The following is a 20,169-nucleotide window of genomic DNA, read 5'->3' as shown; positions in this document are numbered from 1 at the left end:
TGAAAAGATGTTATTGAGCTAAGCCCCGCAGACAAAGCATTGCAGGCGAGGCCCGACGGTGCTATTTGCGGGACCGAAATAATTCAAGGAGACTACTGCCATTCGCCGACCCTTTAGAGCACAGGTGGTCCAGAAAGATGGACCTCGTTCAAACCGTGATATCCGGGTACCCCAGGTACAGCTCATTGATGCCGAAGGTGAAAACCACGGTATCGTTACCATTCAGGCCGCGCTGGCCATGGCCGATGAGGCCGGACTCGATCTCGTCGAGATCGTGCCCAATGCCGAGCCGCCGGTGTGTAAGATTGTTGACCTTGGGAAACTGAAGTACCAGGGACAGAAGAAGGCTGCCGAGGCGCGCAAGAAGCAGAAGACGGTCGAAATCAAGGAAATCAAGATGCGGCCGAACATCGACACACATGATTATGATGTGAAGATGAAGGCTATCAAGCGCTTCTTCGATGAAGGTGATAAGGTCAAGGTGACATTGCGGTTCCGCGGTCGTGAAATGGCCCACCAGGAACTCGGAATGCGGCTGCTCGACCGGGTCAAGGAAGATACGGTTGATATTTCCAAGGTCGAGGCTGAGCCACGGCTTGAAGGCCGTCAGATGATGATGGTTCTGGCGCCGCGCTAAAACTGAACATACTTTTTGACAAGAGCCGCCTTCGGGCGGCTTTTGTCTTGAACGAACCGGATTCCAAGGGCTGACATGACGCTCACATCTCCAAAAGACATGGCCCGTTTTCAAAGCCGCCGCCGCCTGGCGCTGGCAATCGTCATTCTGTTGATCCTCGCTGCCCTTCTGACGGTTCGCTCCGCCTGGACTGATGGCTGGACGCACGAATACATAGAGGATTTCGGCATTGGGGTGATCGTTCTGGCGATCCTCGGGCGCATGTGGTGTACGTTGTATATCGGTGGGCGCAAGAGTTCGGAGATCGTTCGTCTCGGGCCGTACTCCATGAGTCGCAACCCGCTCTATGTGTTCAGCACACTCGGCGCTTTCGGCATTGGCATGATGACCGGCAGCCTGACCGTGGCATTTCTGCTGGCGGTCCTCTGTTATATCGCTTTTTACTTCGTCATTGTTGCCGAAGAGGGATATCTGGAGAGTGTTTTCGGCGAGACTTATCTTGCCTATAAGCGTGAAGTGCCGCGGTTCTTCCCCAATATCAGACTGTACCGGGAAGCAGAGGTTCTGAGCGTAAAGTCCTCCATGCTCTACAAGACATTGGCCGATGGGCTGGTCTTTTTCATTTCCTATCCTTTGCTCGAGTTCGTCGAATATCTGCAATCAGCCAATATTTTGCCTATTCTCTTCCGGTTGTATTGAATTTTTCAGAAGTCTCGGGTGATTCAACAGTTGCGCTTTTTCCGGCTTCTGGATATAAGGCCGCGTTCAAACCGCCCGGCAGGGCATGCCGTGGCGGTTTTGCATGCTTTCAGACTTTGGTCGGTCTGAAGTGAAATCAGAAGGGTCCGGCTCCATTGGAGTGACAGGGAACCCTAGAAATAGGAGTAGCAAAATGCCCAAAATGAAGACCAAATCGGCTGCCAAGAAACGGTTCAAAATCACCGGAACTGGCAAAATCAAAGCCGCCGCCGCTGGCAAACGCCATGGCATGATCAAACGTTCGAACAAATTCATTCGTGACGCACGTGGCACAATGGTTCTCGCCGATGCCGATGCGAAAATCGTGAAGAAGTTCTTGCCCAACGGCCTTTAAGCCGACAGCGACGTTTTAAGGAGATCATATCATGGCACGTGTAAAACGGGGCGTTACGTCCCACGCCAAGCATAAAAAAGTTCTGAAGCAGGCTGAGGGTTTCCGCGGCCGCCGCAAGAATACCATCAAGACTGCAAAAGCTGCCGTCGATCGTTCAAAGCAGTACGCTTACCGCGACCGCAAGAACAAGAAGCGTACATTCCGCGCTCTGTGGACCCAGCGTATCAACGCTGCTGTTCGTGAGCATGGCCTGACATACAGCCGTTTCATCGACGGTCTGAGCAAGTCCGGTATCGAGGTTGACCGCAAGGTTCTGTCGGATCTCGCGATCCACGAGCCAGCAGCATTCGGCGCACTCGTGGCATCTGCCAAGAAGGCACTCGAATACCTCAAGAACACCACACCGAATGCTTTTGAAGGCGCTGTCCACTAAGCCAGCCGCCGCTCCCAAAGCACATTCGGAATATAGACTTGGGAAACCCGCGCTGGCTCGGCTGGCGCGGGTTTTTCAATTTTCTGCATTGAATTGATCGCATAATCGCTCGAGACGCGAAACAGGTGAGAAGCATGGACGATCTGGTACAACTGGAAAGCGCGCTGGTCGCGCAGATTGAGGCAGCCAATGACGAAGCGGCCATCGAGGCCGTCCGTGTCGCCGCACTTGGCAAGAAGGGCTCGATTTCGGAGAAGTTGAAATCGCTGGGTTCCATGTCGCCGGAAGAACGGCAGACGCAGGGACCTGCAATCAACGGTTTGAAGAATCGCGTCACCGAGGCTCTTGCCAGCCGCAAAGGAACGCTGAAAGACGCAGCGATTACCGAACGCCTTGAAAAGGAAAAGCTGGATGTCACCCTGCCCGTGCGCACAGCACCGGCTGAGCGCGGGCGCATCCATCCGATCAGTCAGGTGGTTGATGAAATCACGGCGATCTTTGCTGATATGGGTTTTTCAATTGCTGAAGGCCCTGATGTCGAGACCGACTATTACAATTTCACCGCGCTGAATTTCCCAGAAGGACATCCGGCACGGGAGATGCACGATACGTTTTTCTTCAACCCGGACGAAAATGGCGAGCGCAAGCTTTTGCGCACCCATACAAGCCCCGTGCAGATCCGCACCATGGAAAAGCAGAAGCCGCCGATTCGCATTGTCATTCCCGGCAAGACCTATCGTATGGATTCCGATGCAACGCACTCACCGATGTTCCATCAGGTGGAAGGGCTTGTCATCGACAAGACGGCCAATGTCGCCAACATGAAATGGGTTCTGGAGGAGTTCTGCAAATCCTTCTTCGAGGTTCCCTCGTTGCAGATGCGCTTCCGCCCGTCCTTCTTCCCGTTCACTGAGCCGTCACTGGAAGTCGATATCCAGTGCGACCGCTCGGGCAATGAAGTGAAGTTTGGTCAGGGTACCGACTGGATGGAAATCCTTGGTTGCGGCATGGTTCATCCGAATGTCCTGCGCCACGCCGGGCTTGATCCTGATGAATATCAGGGCTTTGCCTGGGGCATGGGCATTGATCGTATCGCCATGCTCAAATATGGCATGCCGGATCTGCGTGACTTCTTCGACGCCGATGTGCGCTGGCTGCAGCATTATGGCTTCCGTCCACTCGACATGCCGACATTGTTCGGTGGTCTGAGCACATGATCGAGCTTCCTGAACAATACAGGGATGCCCAGACATTTGCCTTCGGGGATTCTCCGGAGCTTGCTGATGAATTGCTGGCTCTTGTGCTGTCGGGCAGGAAGATCGCGACTTGTGCATCACTGCGTGAATACGACGAGAGTGCCGAGACAAAGCCGGTGGTTGGCCGCCGGGATGTTGTGCTGGATGGCGCAGGCAATCCAGCGGCTGTCATTGAAACGGTAGAGATCACCTATCGCCGTTTTGAGGATGTCGACGAGGCTTTTGCGCGCGATGAGGGCGAAGGTTCTGCCACGCTTGCCGAGTGGCGGCGGGATCATGAGAACTACTTCAAACGCAATGGCGGGTTTTCGCCCGACATGGAACTTTTATGCGAGCGGTTTCGCCTTGTCGAAATCCTCAGACGTTGAAATCGAGAAACGAGTGAAATCATGAAATTCACCCTCTCCTGGCTAAAAGATCATCTCGAAACCGAGGCTTCCCTCAGTGAGATTGTCGATACTCTGACCATGATTGGTCTTGAAGTGGAATCGCTGGATGACAAGGCGGCACTGAAGCCTTTTGTCATCGCCAAAGTGTTGACAGCTGCGCGGCATCCGGATGCGGATAAGCTGCAGGTGCTGACCGTTGATACGGGCGACGGCAAGCCGTTGCAGGTTGTCTGCGGTGCGCCCAATGCGCGTGCGGGGCTGATTGGTGCGTTTGCTGCGCCGGGTGCCTATGTTCCGGGTATCGATGTCACACTGTCTGTCGGCAAGATTCGCGGCGTGGAAAGCCACGGCATGATGTGCTCGGAACGCGAGCTGCAAATGTCTGATGAGCACAATGGCATTATCGATCTGCCTGCTGATGCGCCTGTCGGTACCAGCTTCGCTGCCTATGCCGGTCTTGATGACCCGATCATCGAGATCAATCTGACCCCGAACCGTCCCGATTGCACCAGCATTTATGGCATTGCCCGGGATCTGGCGGCGGCGGGTCTTGGCAAGCTCAAGAGTGGTGCCGTGGAGCCTGTCAAAGGCACTGGCGCTGCTTCGGTCAGTGTGACGCTCGATTTCGGTGATCGTGCGCCGATGTGCGAAGGTTTTGCCCTGCGCACCGTCAAAGGTGTCAAGAATGGCCCGAGCCCGAAATGGTTGCAGCAACGGCTGATTGCCATTGGTCTGCGCCCGATCAATGCGCTTGTTGATATCACCAACTACATGACGTTCGATCGCGGCCGTCCGCTGCATGTGTTCGATGCCGACAAGGTCAAAGGCAATCTCACCGTGCGCTGGGCGCATGAAGGCGAGACGATCCTTGGTCTTAACGGCAAGGAATATGCGCTGAACCCTGAAATCGGCGTTATCGCTGATGCGGAAGGTGTGGAGTCGCTTGCGGGTGTGCTCGGTGGCGAACATTCCGGCTGTGACGAGAACACAACCAATGTTGTGGTTGAATCCGCCCTTTGGGATGCGATGAATATTGCCCGTACAGGCCGTAATCTCGGTGTCATCACCGATGCGCGCTACCGGTTCGAACGCGGTGTTGATCCGGAATTCATGGTGCCCGGCCTCGAGCTAGCAACACATATGATCCTTGAACTGTGCGGCGGTACGCCGTCAGCAGCTGAGGTTGTCGGGTATAAGGGCTTCACGCCAAAGTCGGTTACGTTCCCGGCGGCGGAAGTGAAGCGTCTCACCGGCATCGAAGTGCCAACACAGACAAGCCTCGATATTCTCACCCGTCTCGGCTTTCAGCCCCAGGGTACCGGCGAAGTGGTCGATGTGCTGGTTCCATCGTGGCGTCCGGATGTGGATGGCAAGGCTGATCTTGTGGAAGAAGTCATGCGTATTCATGGCGTCAACCGTATTGAACCACAGCCACTGCAAAGCCATACGACAGTCAATGGCAAGATCCTGACGATCCTGCAAATCCGTACCCGCAATGCCAGGCGGGCGCTCGCCTCGCGCGGGATGATGGAAGCTGTTACGTGGTCATTCATTTCGGAGGAACAGGCAAAGCTGTTCGGCGGTGGTCAGCCAGCGTTGAAGCTTGCCAACCCGATTGCGGCAGACATGTCCGATATGCGGCCTTCGCTGCTGCCGAGCCTTCTGGCTGCTGCCCAGCGCAATGCCGACCGTGGCTTCAATGACCTCGCTCTGTTCGAGGTCTCTGGCACCTATGAGGGCAACACGCCGGAAACCCAGCGCCGCGTTGCTGCGGGTATACGCCGTGGCACGGCAAAGCTGGATGGTTCCGGCCGTCATTGGTCCGGCAATGCCTCGGCTGTTGGTGTGTTCGATGCCAAGGCCGATGCCCTTGCCGTGCTTGAAGCTTGCGGTGCCCCTGTCGATAAGCTGCAGATCGAAAGCGGTGGCCCCGCTTGGTATCATCCCGGCCGTTCAGGCACGATCAAGCTCGGGCCAAAGGTCGTTCTTGGCACGTTCGGTGAATTCCACCCGAAGACACTGGAAACGCTTGATGTCTCGGGCGCGCTATGCGGGTTCGAAATCTATGTGGATGCTATCCCCGAACCCAAGCAGAAGGCAACACGCACCAAGCCGCCGCTGGCATTGTCAGATTTCCAGACGGTGCGCCGTGATTTTGCATTCGTTGTCGACAGGTCCGTGGATGCGGCCTCTATCGTTCGTGCGGCGCTTGCCGGCGACAAGAAGCTCATCACAGGCGTTCAGGTGTTTGATCTGTTCGAGGGACCGTCCTTGGGTGCTGACAAGAAGTCCGTTGCCATTGAAGTCGCGATCCAGCCACAGGAACGCACGCTCAATGACGAGGATCTCGATGCGCTGACCAAGCGGATTGTTGAAAGCGTCAGCAAACAGACGGGCGGTGTTTTGCGCGGGTAAATCGCTGCTGGTTTGTTGTACGTGGTGTTCAGTTCGTGGTTCGACAAGCTCACCATGAGGGAAAGTGGGGATGAAGGGAGCTTTATTCTGCAGCCTTTGTGAGCTGCAATCTTTGCGATTAGCGTTGCATCCACCCCTCTCCCTCATGGTGAGCTTGTCGAACCACGAACCACCAACTGAACACCACGCACAGTAGTTTGCAAATTGATCAACAAAAAAGGGGCGCAATGCGCCCCTTTTCATTTGGCTCAAACCAAAATCTATTTCTGGATGACTTTCCAGTTTTTATAGAAGATCGAGTTGCTGCCCTTGAGTATGAGACCCATGAACGAAACAACGGCAGCATAAAGCCCGGGCAGATAGGACGGCCGCAGGATGTCGACAAACAGGCAGTAGCGGGTCTGGTCGGTCTGGTTGACGGACTGGTGCATCAGCGTGTCATCGAAAATGAACAGCTTGTCGTCTTTCCAGTAGCTCGTCGTGTCGCCGCACCAGATATAAGCCGTGCGATCATTCATATCATTGATGTTGTAAAGCACGCGGATGGTGGCGCGGATCGGGCCAAAGTGCTTCGAAGTCGAATTCTTCTTGTTGAACACCGACACGCCGATGGTCTTCACGAAATTGTACTTTTCATAGAAGGACGGCACATTGGCAAAACTTGGCTGGTCTTTTCCGTACCATTTGAAAAAGAACATGCTGCGGGCCTGCTTTTCGGCGCGCTCCTGCAACTTACCGACAAGGTTTTCCTTCTGCGTCGCTGTGATCAGGCGCTGCACTTCCGCCTGATAGGCCGTTGGCAGGTCTTCCAGCTTGTAGACGCCCTTGTTGATATAGGGCAGCGACAGGATGTCGAGAACGATATTCAATGGCGACAAAATCCAGGTGAACAGTCCATTGCCCATGAAATATTGTTCGACCATCTGCAGATCGATATTCTTGTTACGCGACAAGTCATAAATTCCGCAGATCAGATAAAAGATCACCAGATAGGGAACGAAATAGGCGAGAATCGCCAAGAGAACCAAACCGATAGCCCAGCGTCTGATCGACTTTTTTGTTGCTTTTTCCATTATATTCCAGCTTCAGAAGGCCTGACCATCGATGAACGAACAGGGGTGGTTTGGCGTGTTAGAACAAATAAATTGCATGCACATTGCACTGCCGCCATGGGCATTTTTCATCCCGGCAACGGCGTGAAATAGGCCTTACACCGTACCGTCTGTCAAGCATGCGCATTTATAATATGAGTTCTAGTCTCAACTAAAGGTATTTTATTGAAAACAATCGCGCCAGAGTATTGCTGGAAATATGGGCGCTGATTGCCCAGCGCCCTGTTGTCTGTGTCAGCCGTTGACGAGTGCCAGAGCCGCATCGGTGTAGCGGTTGCCGGCAACCTGCGTTGGTGACAATGCATCACCAATCTTTTTCAAGTCAGCTGGCGAGAGGGAAATATCGGCTGCCGCCGCATTCTCTTCCAGATGCTTGATCTTGCGGGCACCGGGGATTGGCACAATGAAATCACCCTGATGCAGCACCCAGGCGAGGGCCAGCTGTGCCGGTGTAATGCCCTTGTCCTCTGCAAGGCCCCTCAATGTGGCGATCAGAGATGCATTGGCATCCATGTTTTCAGCCTGAAAGCGCGGCAAAGTCTTGCGCCAATCATCTGCACCCAGCTCATCCGGCTTGTTGATCGTGCCGGTAAGAAGTCCACGACCCAGCGGGCTATAGGGGACAAAGCCAATGCCAAGCTCACGGCAAACCGCAAACACGTCATCTTCAGGCTCACGGCTCCACAGGGAATATTCACTCTGAACAGCAGCAATCGGATGCACCTTGTGGGCGCGGCGGATCGTGGCGGCGCTGGCTTCGGACAGGCCAAGCGCTTTTACCTTGCCTTGCTGGACCAGTTCGGCCATGGCGCCAACTGTATCTTCGATCGGCACATTCGGATCGACACGGTGCTGGTAGAACAGATCGATCTGTTCGATGCCAAGCCGCCCCAACGACGCTTCGGCAACGGCCTTGAGATGTTCTGGATGGCTGTTGACGCCGATCATGCGTGATGGGCCAACCCCTTCATCAGAAATCTTGAAACCGAATTTGGTGGCGATGACGACCTTGTCGCGACGGTCCTTCAAAGCCTTGCCGACAAGGATTTCATTGTCGAAGGGACCATAGACTTCGGCTGTGTCGAAAAAGGTTACACCGAGATCCACTGCGCGGTGCAGCGTGCGGATCGCATCGGCCTCATCCTGTCCACCATAGGCAAAGGTCATGCCCATGCAACCAAGGCCAACTGCCGACACGTTAAGTTCCGTTCCAAGTTTGCGCTTTTCCATCACTGATCTCCTTTTGATGTGGTGGAGGCAATTTAGGCTGTGGATCAGTGTTCGATAATTGCCTTAAGTTCTTACAGCTTGTTCTATATAATAGATCAATGGATCGTTCTTATCTGCCTCAACTCGCTGTTTTTGCCACAGTTGCCGCCTGTGGTGGCTTTCGTGGTGCGGCTAAAGAGCTTGGCATCGCACCATCAGCGGTCAGCCATGCAATCTCAACGCTGGAACAGAACCTTGGCGTCAGGCTTCTGGCGCGAACCACCCGCAGTGTTAAAGTGACGGAAGAAGGTGCGCTGCTTTTGCGGCGGCTTCGCCCGGCACTGGCCGAAATCGATCTAGCGCTCGACGCAGCAAAGGAAGCCAACAACCGCATAGCCGGGACTTTGCGCTTGAGCGTGCCGCCCTTTGCCGCCCATTGGTTGCTGGCACCACGCCTGGCAGCATTCGCCGCAGCCTATCCGGGGGTTACTCTGGAAGTGCGGGTGGAAGAACCGTTCAACGATATTGTTGCCGCAGGCGTCGATGCGGGCATGCGGCTCGGCGAAAGTCTGGAACCGGACATGATCGCCGTGCGGATGAGTGATCCTATCAAGGCCAGCATCGTCGCTTCGCCAGACTATTTCGAAAAATGCCCGGTTCCGCTGCATCCGCACGATCTTGCCAATCATCAGTGTATCCGGCGTCGCTTCGCCAGCGGGCAGATTTATCGCTGGGAATTCGAGAAGGATGGCGAGGAAATCGTCATGGAAATGGGCGGGCCATTGATTCTCGGCGATGACCATCTGGTCATTCAGGCAGCGCTTGATGGAGCAGGGGTGGCTTTCCTGCTGGAATATATGGCGCCGGAAGCCATTGCCGATGGCCGGTTGCAGCGCGTGCTTGATGATTGGTGCGCGCCATTCCCCGGGGTCTATCTCTATTACCCCAGCCGCCGCCAGATGCGGCCCGCCTTGCGGGCTTTTATCGATTTCTTCAAAGTCTGAGCCTGCGCTTCTTTCCATTCCGTCTTGCCTTGTCTAGGTTGCCCTCCGGCAAAGAGGAGAGAAGTCATCATGTTCCGTTGGGGTATTCTGTCGACAGCAAAAATCGGGGTTACGGCTGTTATTCCAGCCATATGTGATGCGGAGAACTCGGTCCTCTCAGGTGTCGCCAGCCGTGATCTTTCCAAGGCACGGGCCGTGGCCGAGCGATTCGGCGCACCGCACGCCTTTGGTTCCTACGAGGCGATGCTCGCTTCGCCCGATATTGATGGCGTCTATATCCCGCTCCCGACATCGCAGCATGTGGAATGGTCGGTAAAAGCGGCGGAAGCTGGCAAGCATGTGCTCTGCGAAAAGCCGATCTCGCTGCATTCAGGCGAAATCGCGGCTTTGCAGCGCGCGCGTGACACCCATGGTGTGCTGATTGCCGAGGCTTTCATGGTGACCTACCATCCGCAATGGCTGAAAGTGCGCGATCTCATCGCCGAAGGTGCCATTGGCCGGTTGCATCAGGTGCAAGGGGCTTTCACCTATTTCAACAAAGATGCGGGCAATATGCGCAACCAGCTGTCGCTTGGCGGCGGTGCTCTGCCCGATATCGGTGTCTATCCGACCGTGGTCACGCGCTTTGTGACCGGCAAGGAGCCGGTCAGGGTTTCGGCCAATGTGGAGCGCGATGTGGATTTCGGCACTGACTGCTATGCCAGCGTGCGTGCCGATTTCAATGGTTTCGAACTGTCTTTTTATATAGCCACCCAGCTTGCCGCGCGGCAGTTGATGGTTTTCCATGGCGATGAAGGGTTTATCGAGGTGCATGGACCGTTCAACACGGGCAAATATGATCACGCCCGAATCACCCTGCACAATCAGAACCACACCGGCGCTACCGAATGGACTTTCGGTGATGTGAACCATTATCGCCTGCAGATCGAGGCGTTTGCCCGTGCGGCCAAGGGCGAGGATGCTGGTGTGTTTTCGCTCGAGAGTTCAGTTCTCAATCAGAAGCTGATCGATGCAATCTATCGCGCCGGGGAAACCGGTAATTGGGAGGCCGTCTAGCCCTACCAATAGACGCCGCCTCGCGCTACATGCACGCGCGGGTCGGCATCCGGTGTATTGAGGCTTCTGGGGCAAGCCTCACATTCCGCTTCGGGGCCAGATACCACCGGTTTGCCGGACTGGGTGTTGAGCAGCGACAGGATTTCCAGATTGCTGGAATTCCAGCGACCATGCTGACCGCTGATCTGCGGCACAGGCGAGGTGCGGATACGGTCCTGCGGTTTGACGGCAAGCGTCAGCAGAATATCGTCAGGCAGCGCCTCGCCGCGCGCGACAACGCCCGATGCATCTTTCAACGCCTTCAGCCTCTCCACGCGGGTATCTGTCAGCGGGTGCGTGCGCAGGATCGACGGGTCGGGAATGCGCCCGCCCGGCAGGATGAGATTTTCCCAGACTTTGCCCTGGGCTTTTTCCAGCTTCACCAGCGCCTGTGCCAGCCCATCGGGATCGCCAGTCAGAAGTGCGGCGCCAAGATCAGCGTCAAATTCGCGGGTGCGCGATAGCGCCATCTGCAAAAGACCGCCCACCGTTGGCGCAACAAGCAGAATCAGAACGCCAAGCCAGGGAATTTGTGCGTGCGCGCCACTTGCCAGAAAGGTGATATTGAACAGGAGCGATACAATGCCGATTGTCGACATCAGCGAGGTAAAGCGCGAGACCGTATCGGCAAGTGCCATGACCTTGAGGTCTTCATTGCGGATATGACTGATTTCATGGGCCAGCACGCCGGTGAGTTCCCGGGCGGTCAGCACCCGAATCAGTTGATCGGTGACGGCAACCACGGAATTGTCTTTCCTCCCGACCGCAAAGGCATTCATCATCCGTGACGGTATGACATGCAGTTCCGGCACATCAGGCAAACCGGCGCGGCGCGACAATTCTTCCACAATGGCAAGACCTTGCGGGAACTCGGCTCGCGTTACCGCCCTTGCTTTATACATTTTCAGCACCATTTGAGGACTAATGCGCCTGATGGCGACAAGGCTTATTGCGCCGAAAACAAAGGCGTAGATAATGCCCACAGGACCCGCCAGCGTAAAAGCGCAGACAACGAGCAATGCCAGGCTTCCGGCGAGAAGCAGCCATGTGTGCAGCGTATTGATCAGCTGGCTGCGCCGGTGTTCGGGAAGGTTGAAGTGAAGGGTACTATCGGTCATAGGCGATATATGGCGCTAAAAAGCCGGTTTGCCGAGTCTTTTAAGGCAATTAGGCGTGTAAATGCCGCAGCTTCTGACTTGCATGGTAATTTCAGCCTTCTTATATAGCCAACAACACGTAAGTATGGCTCGCCGTAGTCGTCTTGCATTGTTTAACCCCCCTAGGGGCTGCTGAATGGAATGCTCGGCAGAGGTCCCGGCAGCCTGCTGAATGGAGAGAAGTAGAATGGCTAAAGTTATCGGTATCGATTTGGGTACGACCAATTCCTGCGTCTCCGTCATGGACGGAAAGAACGCGAAGGTCATCGAGAATGCGGAAGGTGCGCGTACAACACCTTCGATCATCGCTTTTACGGATAGCGATGAGCGCCTTGCTGGCCAGCCGGCCAAGCGTCAGGCCGTCACCAATCCGGAAGGAACTGTCTTTGCGGTCAAGCGTCTGATCGGTCGCCGTTTTGACGACCCGACCGTTGAAAAGGACAAGAAGCTTGTGCCTTACGAAATTGTCAAAGGCGACAATGGCGACGCATGGGTAGAAGTTCACAAGCAGAAATATTCGCCTTCGCAGATTTCCGCGATGATTCTGCAGAAGATGAAGGAAACGGCGGAAGCTTATCTTGGCGAAAAGGTCGAGAAGGCTGTTATCACCGTTCCTGCTTACTTCAACGATGCCCAGCGTCAGGCCACAAAGGATGCGGGCAAGATTGCCGGTCTTGAAGTCCTGCGCATCATCAACGAGCCGACCGCTGCTGCCTTGGCCTATGGCCTCGACAAGAAGGAAGGCAAGACCATTGCCGTATACGATCTGGGCGGCGGCACGTTCGACGTCTCGGTTCTGGAAATTGGCGACGGCGTTTTCGAAGTGAAGTCGACCAATGGCGATACGTTCCTTGGCGGTGAAGATTTCGACATGCGTCTGGTCGAATATTTCGCAGCCGAGTTCAAGAAGGAACAGGGTATCGACCTGAAGAACGACAAGCTTGCCCTGCAGCGCCTCAAGGAAGCTGCGGAAAAGGCCAAGATCGAGCTTTCCTCGGCCCAGCAGACCGAAATCAACCTGCCATTCATCACCGCTGATGCTTCCGGTCCGAAGCACCTGACGATGAAGCTGTCGCGCGCCAAGTTCGAAAGCCTGGTTGACGATCTGGTTCAGCGTACCGTCGAGCCCTGCAAGGCAGCGCTCAAGGATGCGGGCCTCAAGGCCGGTGAAATCGATGAAGTGGTTCTCGTCGGCGGTATGACCCGCATGCCGAAGATTCAGGAAGTCGTAAAGGCTTTCTTTGGCAAGGAACCCCATAAGGGCGTGAACCCTGATGAAGTTGTTGCCATGGGCGCAGCTATTCAGGCGGGCGTTCTTCAGGGCGACGTCAAGGATGTTCTCCTGCTCGACGTGACGCCATTGTCCCTCGGCATTGAAACACTCGGTGGTGTCTTCACGCGTCTTATCGACCGTAACACGACGATCCCGACGAAGAAGTCGCAGACCTTCTCCACGGCTGAGGACAATCAGTCCGCCGTGACGATCCGCGTCTTCCAGGGCGAGCGCGAAATGGCTGCCGATAACAAGGCACTTGGCCAGTTCGATCTTGTTGGCATTCCTCCGGCACCACGCGGTATCCCGCAGATCGAAGTCGGTTTCGACATTGATGCCAACGGTATCGTCAATGTTTCGGCCAAGGATAAGGGCACGGGCAAGGAACACCAGATCCGTATTCAGGCTTCCGGTGGTCTTTCCGATGCCGACATCGAAAAGATGGTCAAGGATGCCGAAGCCAATGCGGAAACCGACAAGAAGCGCCGTGATGCTGTCGAATCCAAGAATCAGGCCGAAGCTCTGATCCACTCGACTGAAAAGTCGTTGAAGGATTATGGTGACAAGGTTTCTGCCGAGGACAAGCAGTCCATCGAAACGGCTCTGACCGAATTGAAGGCTGCTACCGAAGGCGATGATGCCGAAGCCATCAAGGCAAAGACACAGACTCTGGCCGAAGTTTCAATGAAACTTGGTCAGGCCATGTACGAAGCTGCACAGGCTGCCGAGGGCGAAGGCGAAGCAACCGAAGCCACGGCCAAGGAACATGACGATGTTGTCGACGCCGATTTCGAAGAAATCGACGAAAACGGCAAGAAGAAGTCTGCATAATCTGCAGAATATAATCTGATGAAAAGCCCGGCCTCGCGCCGGGCTTTTTGTTTTATCCATGTTTTCGGGCCGGTCGAAATTGGATCGCGCGCATCGCCATATTCCCGGTTGATTTTCAAAAGTTTGCATCAACATCGTGCGTGGTTCGACAGGCTCACCATGAGGGAGAGCGTCGGCTGCAACGCCAATCTCGAACGTCGCAGGTATAGCACCCAGCAACCCACTCATCTCCCTCATGGTGAGCCTGTCGAACCACGCACGATGTTGATGCAACAAGAAACTGTGTTCAGCACCTGCAACATTGGCAGATGCAATCACCCTTACCAAACCACCATTCCCAAAAAAAACACCACCAACTTATCCACGTTTCTCCAACCTCGCTTATTCTGATGGGGTCCTTTCCGGCGGGAATGCTTCCGGAAACTATTCGAAGTCAGGAAAGGACCGGCGCTTCTGTTTACGGGTGGTAGTCCCGCAGACCGGAGAGGTTCCGCTCTTATGCCGGTACTGAGCCTGACAGCCAGGAAACCGGTGAAGAACGGGAACACAAATCGCCGGGGTGGGTGGTCCAGGTGCTTTTCTGATTAAATGGAACACGTTCCATTTAGCCAATAGGAAAAGCTCCGGGGAGCATACTCACCGCAACACCAACCAAAGACTTCAGCGCTCCCAATGGACCGCCCGTCTTTCCCACTTTTTCAATGGCCAGACGCGAAAGCGGGTGTGGCAACGGGGAAGTACAATCTGGTTGGCTGCAGAACCACCAATCACGCGCAACACCCTTCAAGAGGGGATGATCAGGCATTTTGTATTTCATAAGTGCATAAAAACCGTGGAAGGATTGCCACACAAACGCAATAATGCGCAAATATGCGGCACTTGGAGCGAATCAATCCAAGAAGGCTATGGCATTCCGGGCGTTGAGCACCTAAATACCGCTCTAAAACAAGCTTCTGCGTGAGGCTGTATGATTTCATGGAACGAGTGTTTGGATGAAGGCTGACTATTACGAAACCCTCGGCGTAGCGAGAGGCGCTGATGAGAAGGAGCTCAAGAGCGCTTTCCGTAAACTGGCGATGCAATATCACCCCGACAAGAATCCGGGCGATGAAAAGGCCGAGCACAAATTCAAGGAAATCGGCGAAGCTTACGAAACGCTGAAAGACCCCAACAAGCGCGCGGCCTATGACCGGTTCGGTCACGCGGCGTTTGAAAATGGTGGCATGGGCGGTGGAGGCGGCGGCTTTGGCGGCGCCGGTGGTTTTGCCGATATTTTCGAAGACATTTTTGGCGAGATGATGGGCGGTGGCCGCCAGCGCCGGTCCGGTGGTCGCGAACGTGGCGCCGACCTTCGCTACAATATGGAAATCACGCTTGAAGAGGCCTATGCGGGCAAGACAGCCCAGATTCGCGTACCAACCTCCATTACCTGTGATGAATGTTCCGGCAGCGGCGCCAAGCCGGGCACGTCACCCGTCACCTGCAATACCTGTGGTGGTTCCGGCCGCGTCCGGGCAGCGCAGGGCTTCTTTTCCATCGAGCGCACCTGCCCGACCTGCCATGGCCGCGGTCAGACCATCAAAGATCCCTGCACGAAGTGCTCGGGTCAGGGCCGAATCACCGAAGAGCGTTCGCTTTCGGTCAACATTCCGGCGGGTATCGAAGACGGTACACGCATTCGTCTGACTGGCGAAGGTGAGGCGGGTGTCCGTGGTGGACCCTCTGGCGATCTTTATATTTTCCTGTCGCTGAAACCGCATGAGTTCTTCCAGCGGGATGGGTCAGACCTTTACTGCAAGGTGCCCATATCCATGACCACCGCTGCGCTTGGCGGCCAGTTTGAAGTGGTGACGCTTGACGGCACGCAGACACGGGTCAAAATCCCCGAAGGCACGCAGAACGCCAAGCAGTTCCGCCTTAAAGGCAAGGGCATGCCGGTTTTACGCCAGCCCGCCATGGGCGATCTCTATATCCAGATCGCGATCGAAACGCCGCAAAACCTTAACAAGCGCCAGCGCGAATTGCTGGAAGAGTTTGAGCGTGTGTCGTCGCAGGACAATAGCCCGCAATCATCGGGCTTCTTTGCTCGCATGAAGGAATTCTTTGAAGGACTGAGCGAGTAAATTTGTTGCCAAAGTGAGGCAATCGGCCTTGCTTCCGCCACGAGTTGCGTCATAAATCTGTCAATCTGCGACGGGAGGGATGGCAATGACACGACCACTGGGAAAGAAACTCGCTGAACGATTCGGCGAGGAAATCCGCTTTTTCAAGGGCTGGATGCATGGTCCGAAGGCAGTTGGTTCAATTCTCCCGACAAGTTCCATCACTGCGCGCCGTATGGCCAGTGTCGTTAATCCCCATTCCGGTCTGCCTGTTCTGGAGCTTGGGCCGGGCACTGGCGTGATCACGCGCGCGATCCTCAATCGCGGTGTTACAGCTGAAAACCTCTTCTGCGTTGAATATTCCGCAGATTTTGCCGAACATCTGCGCGAAGATTTCCCCGGCGTGAATATTATTGAGGGTGATGCTTTCAACCTCGACAAGACACTTGGCGAGCACAAGGGCCAGATGTTTGATTCGGTCGTCTCGGCAGTGCCGCTTTTGAATTTCCCGGTTGGTGATCGTGTAAAGATTATCGAGGACCTGCTGCGCCGGGTTCCGCATGGCCGCCCGATTGTCCAGATCACTTACGGCCCGATGTCGCCGGTTCCTGCCGGTCGCGGTAATTACAAGATCGAGCACCTCGATTTCATCATCCGCAATGTGCCGCCCGCCCGCCTGTGGATTTACCGCCACGCCTGATAGCCTGCTTTCATCGTCTGACCCTGAAGGGAACCATATGCTGCCGAAGATTCTTGTTTTCGCAGGTTCGAATCGTACCGGTGCTTTCAGCGGCCAGGTTGCTGATGTTGCGACGAAGACATTGGCGGCTCTTGGTGCTGATGTGACACGCATTGCCCTGATCGACTATCCGCTCCCCATCATGGATCAGGATTTGGAGTCTGAAAAAGGCATCCCGGAAAACGCCATGAGGCTCGGGCGGCTGTTTGCAGCCCATGACGGCATCCTGATTGCCTCGCCTGAATATAACTCCTCCATTCCACCACTTCTGAAAAACACCATTGATTGGGTCAGCCGCATTTCCAGAGATGGTGAAAAGCCCCTCAAGCCGTATGCGGGCAAGATTGTTGCGCTCTGCTCGTCATCCGACGGCAATTTCGCCGGTATCCGTGGCCTCTATCATTTGCGGTCGGTTCTGATGAACGTAGGAACGCAGATTATCAGCGAGCAATGTTCCGTCGCCCATGCCCATGAGGCCTTTACAGCAGACGGCTCCTTCCACGATAGCCGGACCACCAGAGCCATGGAGCGAACCTGCCAGTCGCTGATTGACCACGCAAGGCTGGCAAAAACCCGTTAACAGGCCGCTTTTATCTGTACTTTTGCCGTTCTGAGCTTCCCTATCGCGCATTGGTGTGTCATGGGATGGCGATCAACGGAAAAGGTGGTTTGTCATGATGGAAGCGGCTTTGCGCGATCGCCTCATCGTAGGCCTTGATGTGCCTGACCTGAAGGCGGCGGGTGATATCGTCAGCACCCTCGGGGATACGGTATCCTTCTATAAAATCGGCTATCAACTGGCCTTTGCCGGCGGCCTTGGTTTTGCAACGGAGCTTGTCCAGTCAGGCAAAAAAGTCTTCTTGGACATGAAGCTCCTCGATATCGACAACACGGTCGCAAAGGGCGTTGAGAACATCGTCAAGATGGGCGTTTCCATGCTGACACTCCATGCCTATCCCAAGGCAATGAAGGCCGCTGTGGAAGCAGCGCGCGGATCGGAGCTGTGCCTGCTTGGCGTCACCGTGCTCACCTCCATGGACCAGCAGGACATGATTGATGCCGGTTATGAACATGATCCGCACACACTGGTGCTTATCCGGGCAGAACAGGCGCTGCATGCGGGAATGGGCGGCATAGTCTGCTCCGCTGCGGAAGCCTCCGCTGTGCGCAAGATCGTCGGTCCCGATCTTACTGTTGTCACCCCCGGTATCCGGCCAAAGGGCGCCGATATTGGTGATCAGAAACGCGTCATGACGCCGTCGGATGCCCTGCGTGCCGGGGCAAGCCATCTCGTTGTTGCTCGTCCAATCGTCAGCGCCGCCGATCCGAAGGCTGCGGCTGAAGCGATCCTTGCCGAAATGGCGGGTGTCTGATCAAATCTGCCGGAGTTCGGGCGAACCGCCCGTGTAAGTTTGGGAGGAATCATGGCCAAGGGATATTGGATAGCGCGCATCGATGTGAAGGATGCGGAAGGCTACAAGGGTTACATTGCGACAGCGAAACCGGCCTTTGAGCGTTACGGCGCGAATTTTCTGGCACGCGGCGGCACATATCATCAGCTTGAGGGTACTGTGCGCGCCCGAAATGTCGTGATCGAGTTTCCGTCGGTGCAGCACGCGCTAGACTGCTACAATTCACCGGAATATCAGGCGGCCAAGGCCATCCGGCAGCAATATGCCGAAGGCGAGATGGTCATTGTCGAAGGTGCCTGACCCTTTACCTGTGCAGTGCGCAATTTATGTTGCGCCTGCACAGACATTTGTGAACATCTTTCTCCCCACTAATCCTTTTGTTGCATTGCAATATCAATTAAACCGGCTAGGGTTATCCTCCCGTCAAGAACATATTCATCTTTGATGATCATGTTTTTGAGATCGCCGTTGTGTTGATATGATCGGACAGTGGAATGTTCTACCAGCTTTATGAACTCAATCATGCCGCCCTGCAGCCGTACCGGGCCTTGGCGGACGCAACCAAGCTGTTCTACGACAATCCGCTCAATCCTTTATCGCAAACAATTATCGGCCGTTCCATCACGGCTGGCTGCGAATTGTTTGAGCGCACGACACGCGCCTATGCCAAGCCTGCTTTCAACCTCCCGATGACTATCGTGGATGGTGAAGAGGTCGAAATCCGCGAAAAGATCGTCTGGTCGAAACCATTCTGCAATGTGATCCACTTCAAGCGCGCACTGTCATCCAAGCGTGCAGCCGATCCAAAGATTCTCGTTGTTGCGCCCATGTCCGGTCACTACGCAACGCTGCTGCGCGGGACTGTCGAGGCCCTGTTGCCCCATGCGGAAGTCTACATTACCGATTGGGTTGACGCGCGCTCCGTGCCGCTGAGCGCAGGCCGTTTTGATCTGGATGACTACATTGATTACGTCATCAAAATGTTCCACGCGCTGGGAGAAGACACCCATGTGGTGGCCGTCTGTCAGCCATCCGTCCCGGTTCTTGCAGCAGTATCCATCATGGAAGCTGATGGCGACAGGTTTGCCCCATCAAGCATGACGCTGATGGGCGGCCCAATCGACACACGCAAGAACCCGACAGCGGTCAATATTCTGGCCGAGGAAAAGGGCATTAACTGGTTCCGCGACAATGTCATCATGTCGGTGCCATGGCCGCATGCGGGCTTCATGCGTGATGTTTATCCCGGCTTTCTGCAACTTTCCGGCTTCATGAGCATGAATCTTGACCGCCATATCACGGCGCACAAGGAATTCTTCATGCATCTTGTCAAGGAAGATGGCGATTCCGCTGACAAGCACCGCGAATTCTATGACGAATATCTGGCCGTGATGGATCTGACTGCAGAATTCTATCTGCAGACGGTCGATACGGTTTTTGTCAAGCAGTCGCTGCCCAAGGGCGAGATGACCCATCGCGGCAAGCTGGTTGACCCTTCGGCAATCCGCACCGTTGCCCTTCTGACGGTTGAGGGTGAGAATGATGACATTTCCGGTGTCGGCCAGACCAAAGCCGCCCAAACCCTATGTGTAAATATCCCTGATCACATGCGCATGCACCATCTGCAGGGCAAGGTTGGCCACTACGGCGTATTCAATGGATCGCGGTTCCGTGCTGAAATTGCACCACGTATTGTCAAATTTGTTAACGATCACGCTCAGGCCAATCGCAAGAGTAACGTGACGCCGATCGGTAAACGCGTTCGCGGCTGAACACAGTTTTGGGACATAAAACAGAATTGCCGGAAGACTGGTTCTTCCGGCATCTGCTCGTTATGACCTTCAAATTATTCAATAAAACTCAATGAATTCAAATGATTGCTGATAAGGCTGTGAATTTTACACAGGCCGGACGCAACACCTTAATCTCCTGCTGGTTGCAAGTGATCGCAGCGTACAACCTTCAAATTTTCGTCAAAATCTAGGAAGTTCAAATTTTAACCATATATTAAC

Annotated in this window: 19 protein-coding genes; 16 read left to right on the top strand and 3 right to left on the bottom strand. The window is 54.9% G+C overall.

The window, feature by feature from the left end; translation table 11 throughout:
- Nucleotides 1-100 precede the first annotated feature (100 nt).
- The 7 genes from infC (at nucleotide 101) to pheT (ending at nucleotide 6,223) form a co-directional block, all read left to right on the top strand.
- Nucleotides 101-637, top strand: coding sequence for a translation initiation factor IF-3 (infC, locus tag FHW17_RS03030; protein WP_105734100.1), 537 nt, complete (start codon nucleotides 101-103; stop codon nucleotides 635-637).
- 75 nt (nucleotides 638-712) lie between these two features.
- Nucleotides 713-1,336, top strand: coding sequence for an isoprenylcysteine carboxylmethyltransferase family protein (locus FHW17_RS03025; RefSeq protein ID WP_112522737.1), 624 nt, complete (start codon nucleotides 713-715; stop codon nucleotides 1,334-1,336).
- 193 nt (nucleotides 1,337-1,529) lie between these two features.
- The gene (rpmI, locus tag FHW17_RS03020; RefSeq protein ID WP_008127399.1) at nucleotides 1,530-1,730 is read left to right on the top strand and encodes a 50S ribosomal protein L35; all 201 of its coding nucleotides are present in this window, start codon (nucleotides 1,530-1,532) and stop codon (nucleotides 1,728-1,730) included.
- A 31-nt stretch (nucleotides 1,731-1,761) separates the two neighbouring features.
- Nucleotides 1,762-2,163, top strand: a complete 402-nt coding sequence (rplT, locus tag FHW17_RS03015) for a 50S ribosomal protein L20 (RefSeq protein WP_091879294.1) — start codon at nucleotides 1,762-1,764, stop codon at nucleotides 2,161-2,163.
- 134 nt (nucleotides 2,164-2,297) lie between these two features.
- Nucleotides 2,298-3,380 (top strand): phenylalanine--tRNA ligase subunit alpha, encoded by a 1,083-nt coding sequence (gene pheS, locus FHW17_RS03010; RefSeq protein ID WP_112522736.1) that lies wholly within the window; start codon nucleotides 2,298-2,300, stop codon nucleotides 3,378-3,380.
- Nucleotides 3,377-3,787 carry an ASCH domain-containing protein gene (locus FHW17_RS03005; protein ID WP_112522735.1) on the top strand — a complete coding sequence of 137 codons (411 nt, stop codon included), beginning with the start codon at nucleotides 3,377-3,379 and terminating at the stop codon, nucleotides 3,785-3,787. The genes pheS and FHW17_RS03005 overlap by 4 nt, the downstream gene beginning before the upstream one ends.
- Before the next feature lie 21 nt (nucleotides 3,788-3,808).
- Nucleotides 3,809-6,223: a phenylalanine--tRNA ligase subunit beta gene (gene pheT / locus FHW17_RS03000; RefSeq protein WP_182509184.1), complete on the top strand. Its 2,415-nt coding sequence runs from the start codon at nucleotides 3,809-3,811 to the stop codon at nucleotides 6,221-6,223.
- A 260-nt stretch (nucleotides 6,224-6,483) separates the two neighbouring features.
- Here pheT and FHW17_RS02995 read toward each other — a convergent pair whose 3' ends face one another.
- A complete protein-coding gene (locus tag FHW17_RS02995; protein WP_091879288.1) occupies nucleotides 6,484-7,296 on the bottom strand; it encodes an aspartyl/asparaginyl beta-hydroxylase domain-containing protein in 813 nt (270 codons plus the stop codon).
- A 273-nt stretch (nucleotides 7,297-7,569) separates the two neighbouring features.
- Entirely contained in the window at nucleotides 7,570-8,565 is a 996-nt protein-coding gene (locus tag FHW17_RS02990; protein WP_112522733.1) for an aldo/keto reductase, read from the bottom strand.
- 98 nt (nucleotides 8,566-8,663) lie between these two features.
- Here FHW17_RS02990 and FHW17_RS02985 point away from each other — a divergent pair, with 98 nt between their 5' ends.
- Both FHW17_RS02985 and FHW17_RS02980 read left to right on the top strand, forming a co-directional pair.
- Nucleotides 8,664-9,548, top strand: a complete 885-nt coding sequence (locus tag FHW17_RS02985) for a LysR family transcriptional regulator (protein ID WP_182509183.1) — start codon at nucleotides 8,664-8,666, stop codon at nucleotides 9,546-9,548.
- A gap of 69 nt (nucleotides 9,549-9,617) precedes the next feature.
- Entirely contained in the window at nucleotides 9,618-10,604 is a 987-nt protein-coding gene (locus tag FHW17_RS02980) for a Gfo/Idh/MocA family oxidoreductase (RefSeq protein ID WP_182509182.1), read from the top strand.
- 2 nt (nucleotides 10,605-10,606) lie between these two features.
- On the opposite strand, the gene FHW17_RS02975 is transcribed toward FHW17_RS02980, so the two are convergent.
- Nucleotides 10,607-11,761, bottom strand: coding sequence for a zinc metalloprotease HtpX (locus FHW17_RS02975; RefSeq protein WP_182509181.1), 1,155 nt, complete (start codon nucleotides 11,759-11,761; stop codon nucleotides 10,607-10,609).
- A 226-nt stretch (nucleotides 11,762-11,987) separates the two neighbouring features.
- Between FHW17_RS02975 and dnaK the strand changes: the two genes are divergently transcribed.
- From dnaK to phaZ, 7 genes are all read left to right on the top strand, one after another.
- Entirely contained in the window at nucleotides 11,988-13,904 is a 1,917-nt protein-coding gene (gene dnaK, locus FHW17_RS02970) for a molecular chaperone DnaK (RefSeq protein WP_112522729.1), read from the top strand.
- 992 nt (nucleotides 13,905-14,896) lie between these two features.
- Nucleotides 14,897-16,027 (top strand): molecular chaperone DnaJ, encoded by a 1,131-nt coding sequence (gene dnaJ / locus FHW17_RS02965; RefSeq protein ID WP_182509180.1) that lies wholly within the window; start codon nucleotides 14,897-14,899, stop codon nucleotides 16,025-16,027.
- Between the two features lie 85 nt (nucleotides 16,028-16,112).
- Complete coding sequence (gene pmtA / locus FHW17_RS02960; RefSeq protein WP_182509179.1) at nucleotides 16,113-16,706, top strand: phospholipid N-methyltransferase PmtA; 594 nt, start codon at nucleotides 16,113-16,115, stop codon at nucleotides 16,704-16,706.
- Between the two features lie 37 nt (nucleotides 16,707-16,743).
- Entirely contained in the window at nucleotides 16,744-17,325 is a 582-nt protein-coding gene (locus FHW17_RS02955) for an NAD(P)H-dependent oxidoreductase (RefSeq protein ID WP_182509178.1), read from the top strand.
- A 97-nt stretch (nucleotides 17,326-17,422) separates the two neighbouring features.
- Complete coding sequence (gene pyrF / locus FHW17_RS02950; protein WP_182509408.1) at nucleotides 17,423-18,118, top strand: orotidine-5'-phosphate decarboxylase; 696 nt, start codon at nucleotides 17,423-17,425, stop codon at nucleotides 18,116-18,118.
- A gap of 51 nt (nucleotides 18,119-18,169) precedes the next feature.
- Nucleotides 18,170-18,457, top strand: a complete 288-nt coding sequence (locus tag FHW17_RS02945; RefSeq protein WP_091879266.1) for a DUF1330 domain-containing protein — start codon at nucleotides 18,170-18,172, stop codon at nucleotides 18,455-18,457.
- Between the two features lie 194 nt (nucleotides 18,458-18,651).
- Nucleotides 18,652-19,929, top strand: a complete 1,278-nt coding sequence (gene phaZ / locus FHW17_RS02940; RefSeq protein ID WP_182509177.1) for a polyhydroxyalkanoate depolymerase — start codon at nucleotides 18,652-18,654, stop codon at nucleotides 19,927-19,929.
- Nucleotides 19,930-20,169: the final 240 nt, after the last annotated feature.

It is taken from the genome of Phyllobacterium sp. P30BS-XVII, assembly GCF_014138335.1.
Lineage (GTDB): Bacteria > Pseudomonadota > Alphaproteobacteria > Rhizobiales > Rhizobiaceae > Phyllobacterium > Phyllobacterium meliloti.
This window is presented reverse-complemented; position numbering and strand designations above follow the sequence as displayed.

Coding starts and splice junctions, on each gene's coding strand:
- FHW17_RS03025 (WP_112522737.1), top strand. CDS start 713: ATGACGCTCACATCTCCAAAAGACATGGCCCGTTTTCAAAGCCGCCGC.
- rpmI (WP_008127399.1), top strand. CDS start 1,530: ATGCCCAAAATGAAGACCAAATCGGCTGCCAAGAAACGGTTCAAAATC.
- rplT (WP_091879294.1), top strand. CDS start 1,762: ATGGCACGTGTAAAACGGGGCGTTACGTCCCACGCCAAGCATAAAAAA.
- pheS (WP_112522736.1), top strand. CDS start 2,298: ATGGACGATCTGGTACAACTGGAAAGCGCGCTGGTCGCGCAGATTGAG.
- FHW17_RS03005 (WP_112522735.1), top strand. CDS start 3,377: ATGATCGAGCTTCCTGAACAATACAGGGATGCCCAGACATTTGCCTTC.
- pheT (WP_182509184.1), top strand. CDS start 3,809: ATGAAATTCACCCTCTCCTGGCTAAAAGATCATCTCGAAACCGAGGCT.
- FHW17_RS02995 (WP_091879288.1), bottom strand. CDS start 7,296: ATGGAAAAAGCAACAAAAAAGTCGATCAGACGCTGGGCTATCGGTTTG.
- FHW17_RS02990 (WP_112522733.1), bottom strand. CDS start 8,565: ATGGAAAAGCGCAAACTTGGAACGGAACTTAACGTGTCGGCAGTTGGC.
- FHW17_RS02985 (WP_182509183.1), top strand. CDS start 8,664: ATGGATCGTTCTTATCTGCCTCAACTCGCTGTTTTTGCCACAGTTGCC.
- FHW17_RS02980 (WP_182509182.1), top strand. CDS start 9,618: ATGTTCCGTTGGGGTATTCTGTCGACAGCAAAAATCGGGGTTACGGCT.
- FHW17_RS02975 (WP_182509181.1), bottom strand. CDS start 11,761: ATGACCGATAGTACCCTTCACTTCAACCTTCCCGAACACCGGCGCAGC.
- dnaK (WP_112522729.1), top strand. CDS start 11,988: ATGGCTAAAGTTATCGGTATCGATTTGGGTACGACCAATTCCTGCGTC.
- dnaJ (WP_182509180.1), top strand. CDS start 14,897: ATGAAGGCTGACTATTACGAAACCCTCGGCGTAGCGAGAGGCGCTGAT.
- pmtA (WP_182509179.1), top strand. CDS start 16,113: ATGACACGACCACTGGGAAAGAAACTCGCTGAACGATTCGGCGAGGAA.
- FHW17_RS02955 (WP_182509178.1), top strand. CDS start 16,744: ATGCTGCCGAAGATTCTTGTTTTCGCAGGTTCGAATCGTACCGGTGCT.
- pyrF (WP_182509408.1), top strand. CDS start 17,423: ATGGAAGCGGCTTTGCGCGATCGCCTCATCGTAGGCCTTGATGTGCCT.
- FHW17_RS02945 (WP_091879266.1), top strand. CDS start 18,170: ATGGCCAAGGGATATTGGATAGCGCGCATCGATGTGAAGGATGCGGAA.
- phaZ (WP_182509177.1), top strand. CDS start 18,652: ATGTTCTACCAGCTTTATGAACTCAATCATGCCGCCCTGCAGCCGTAC.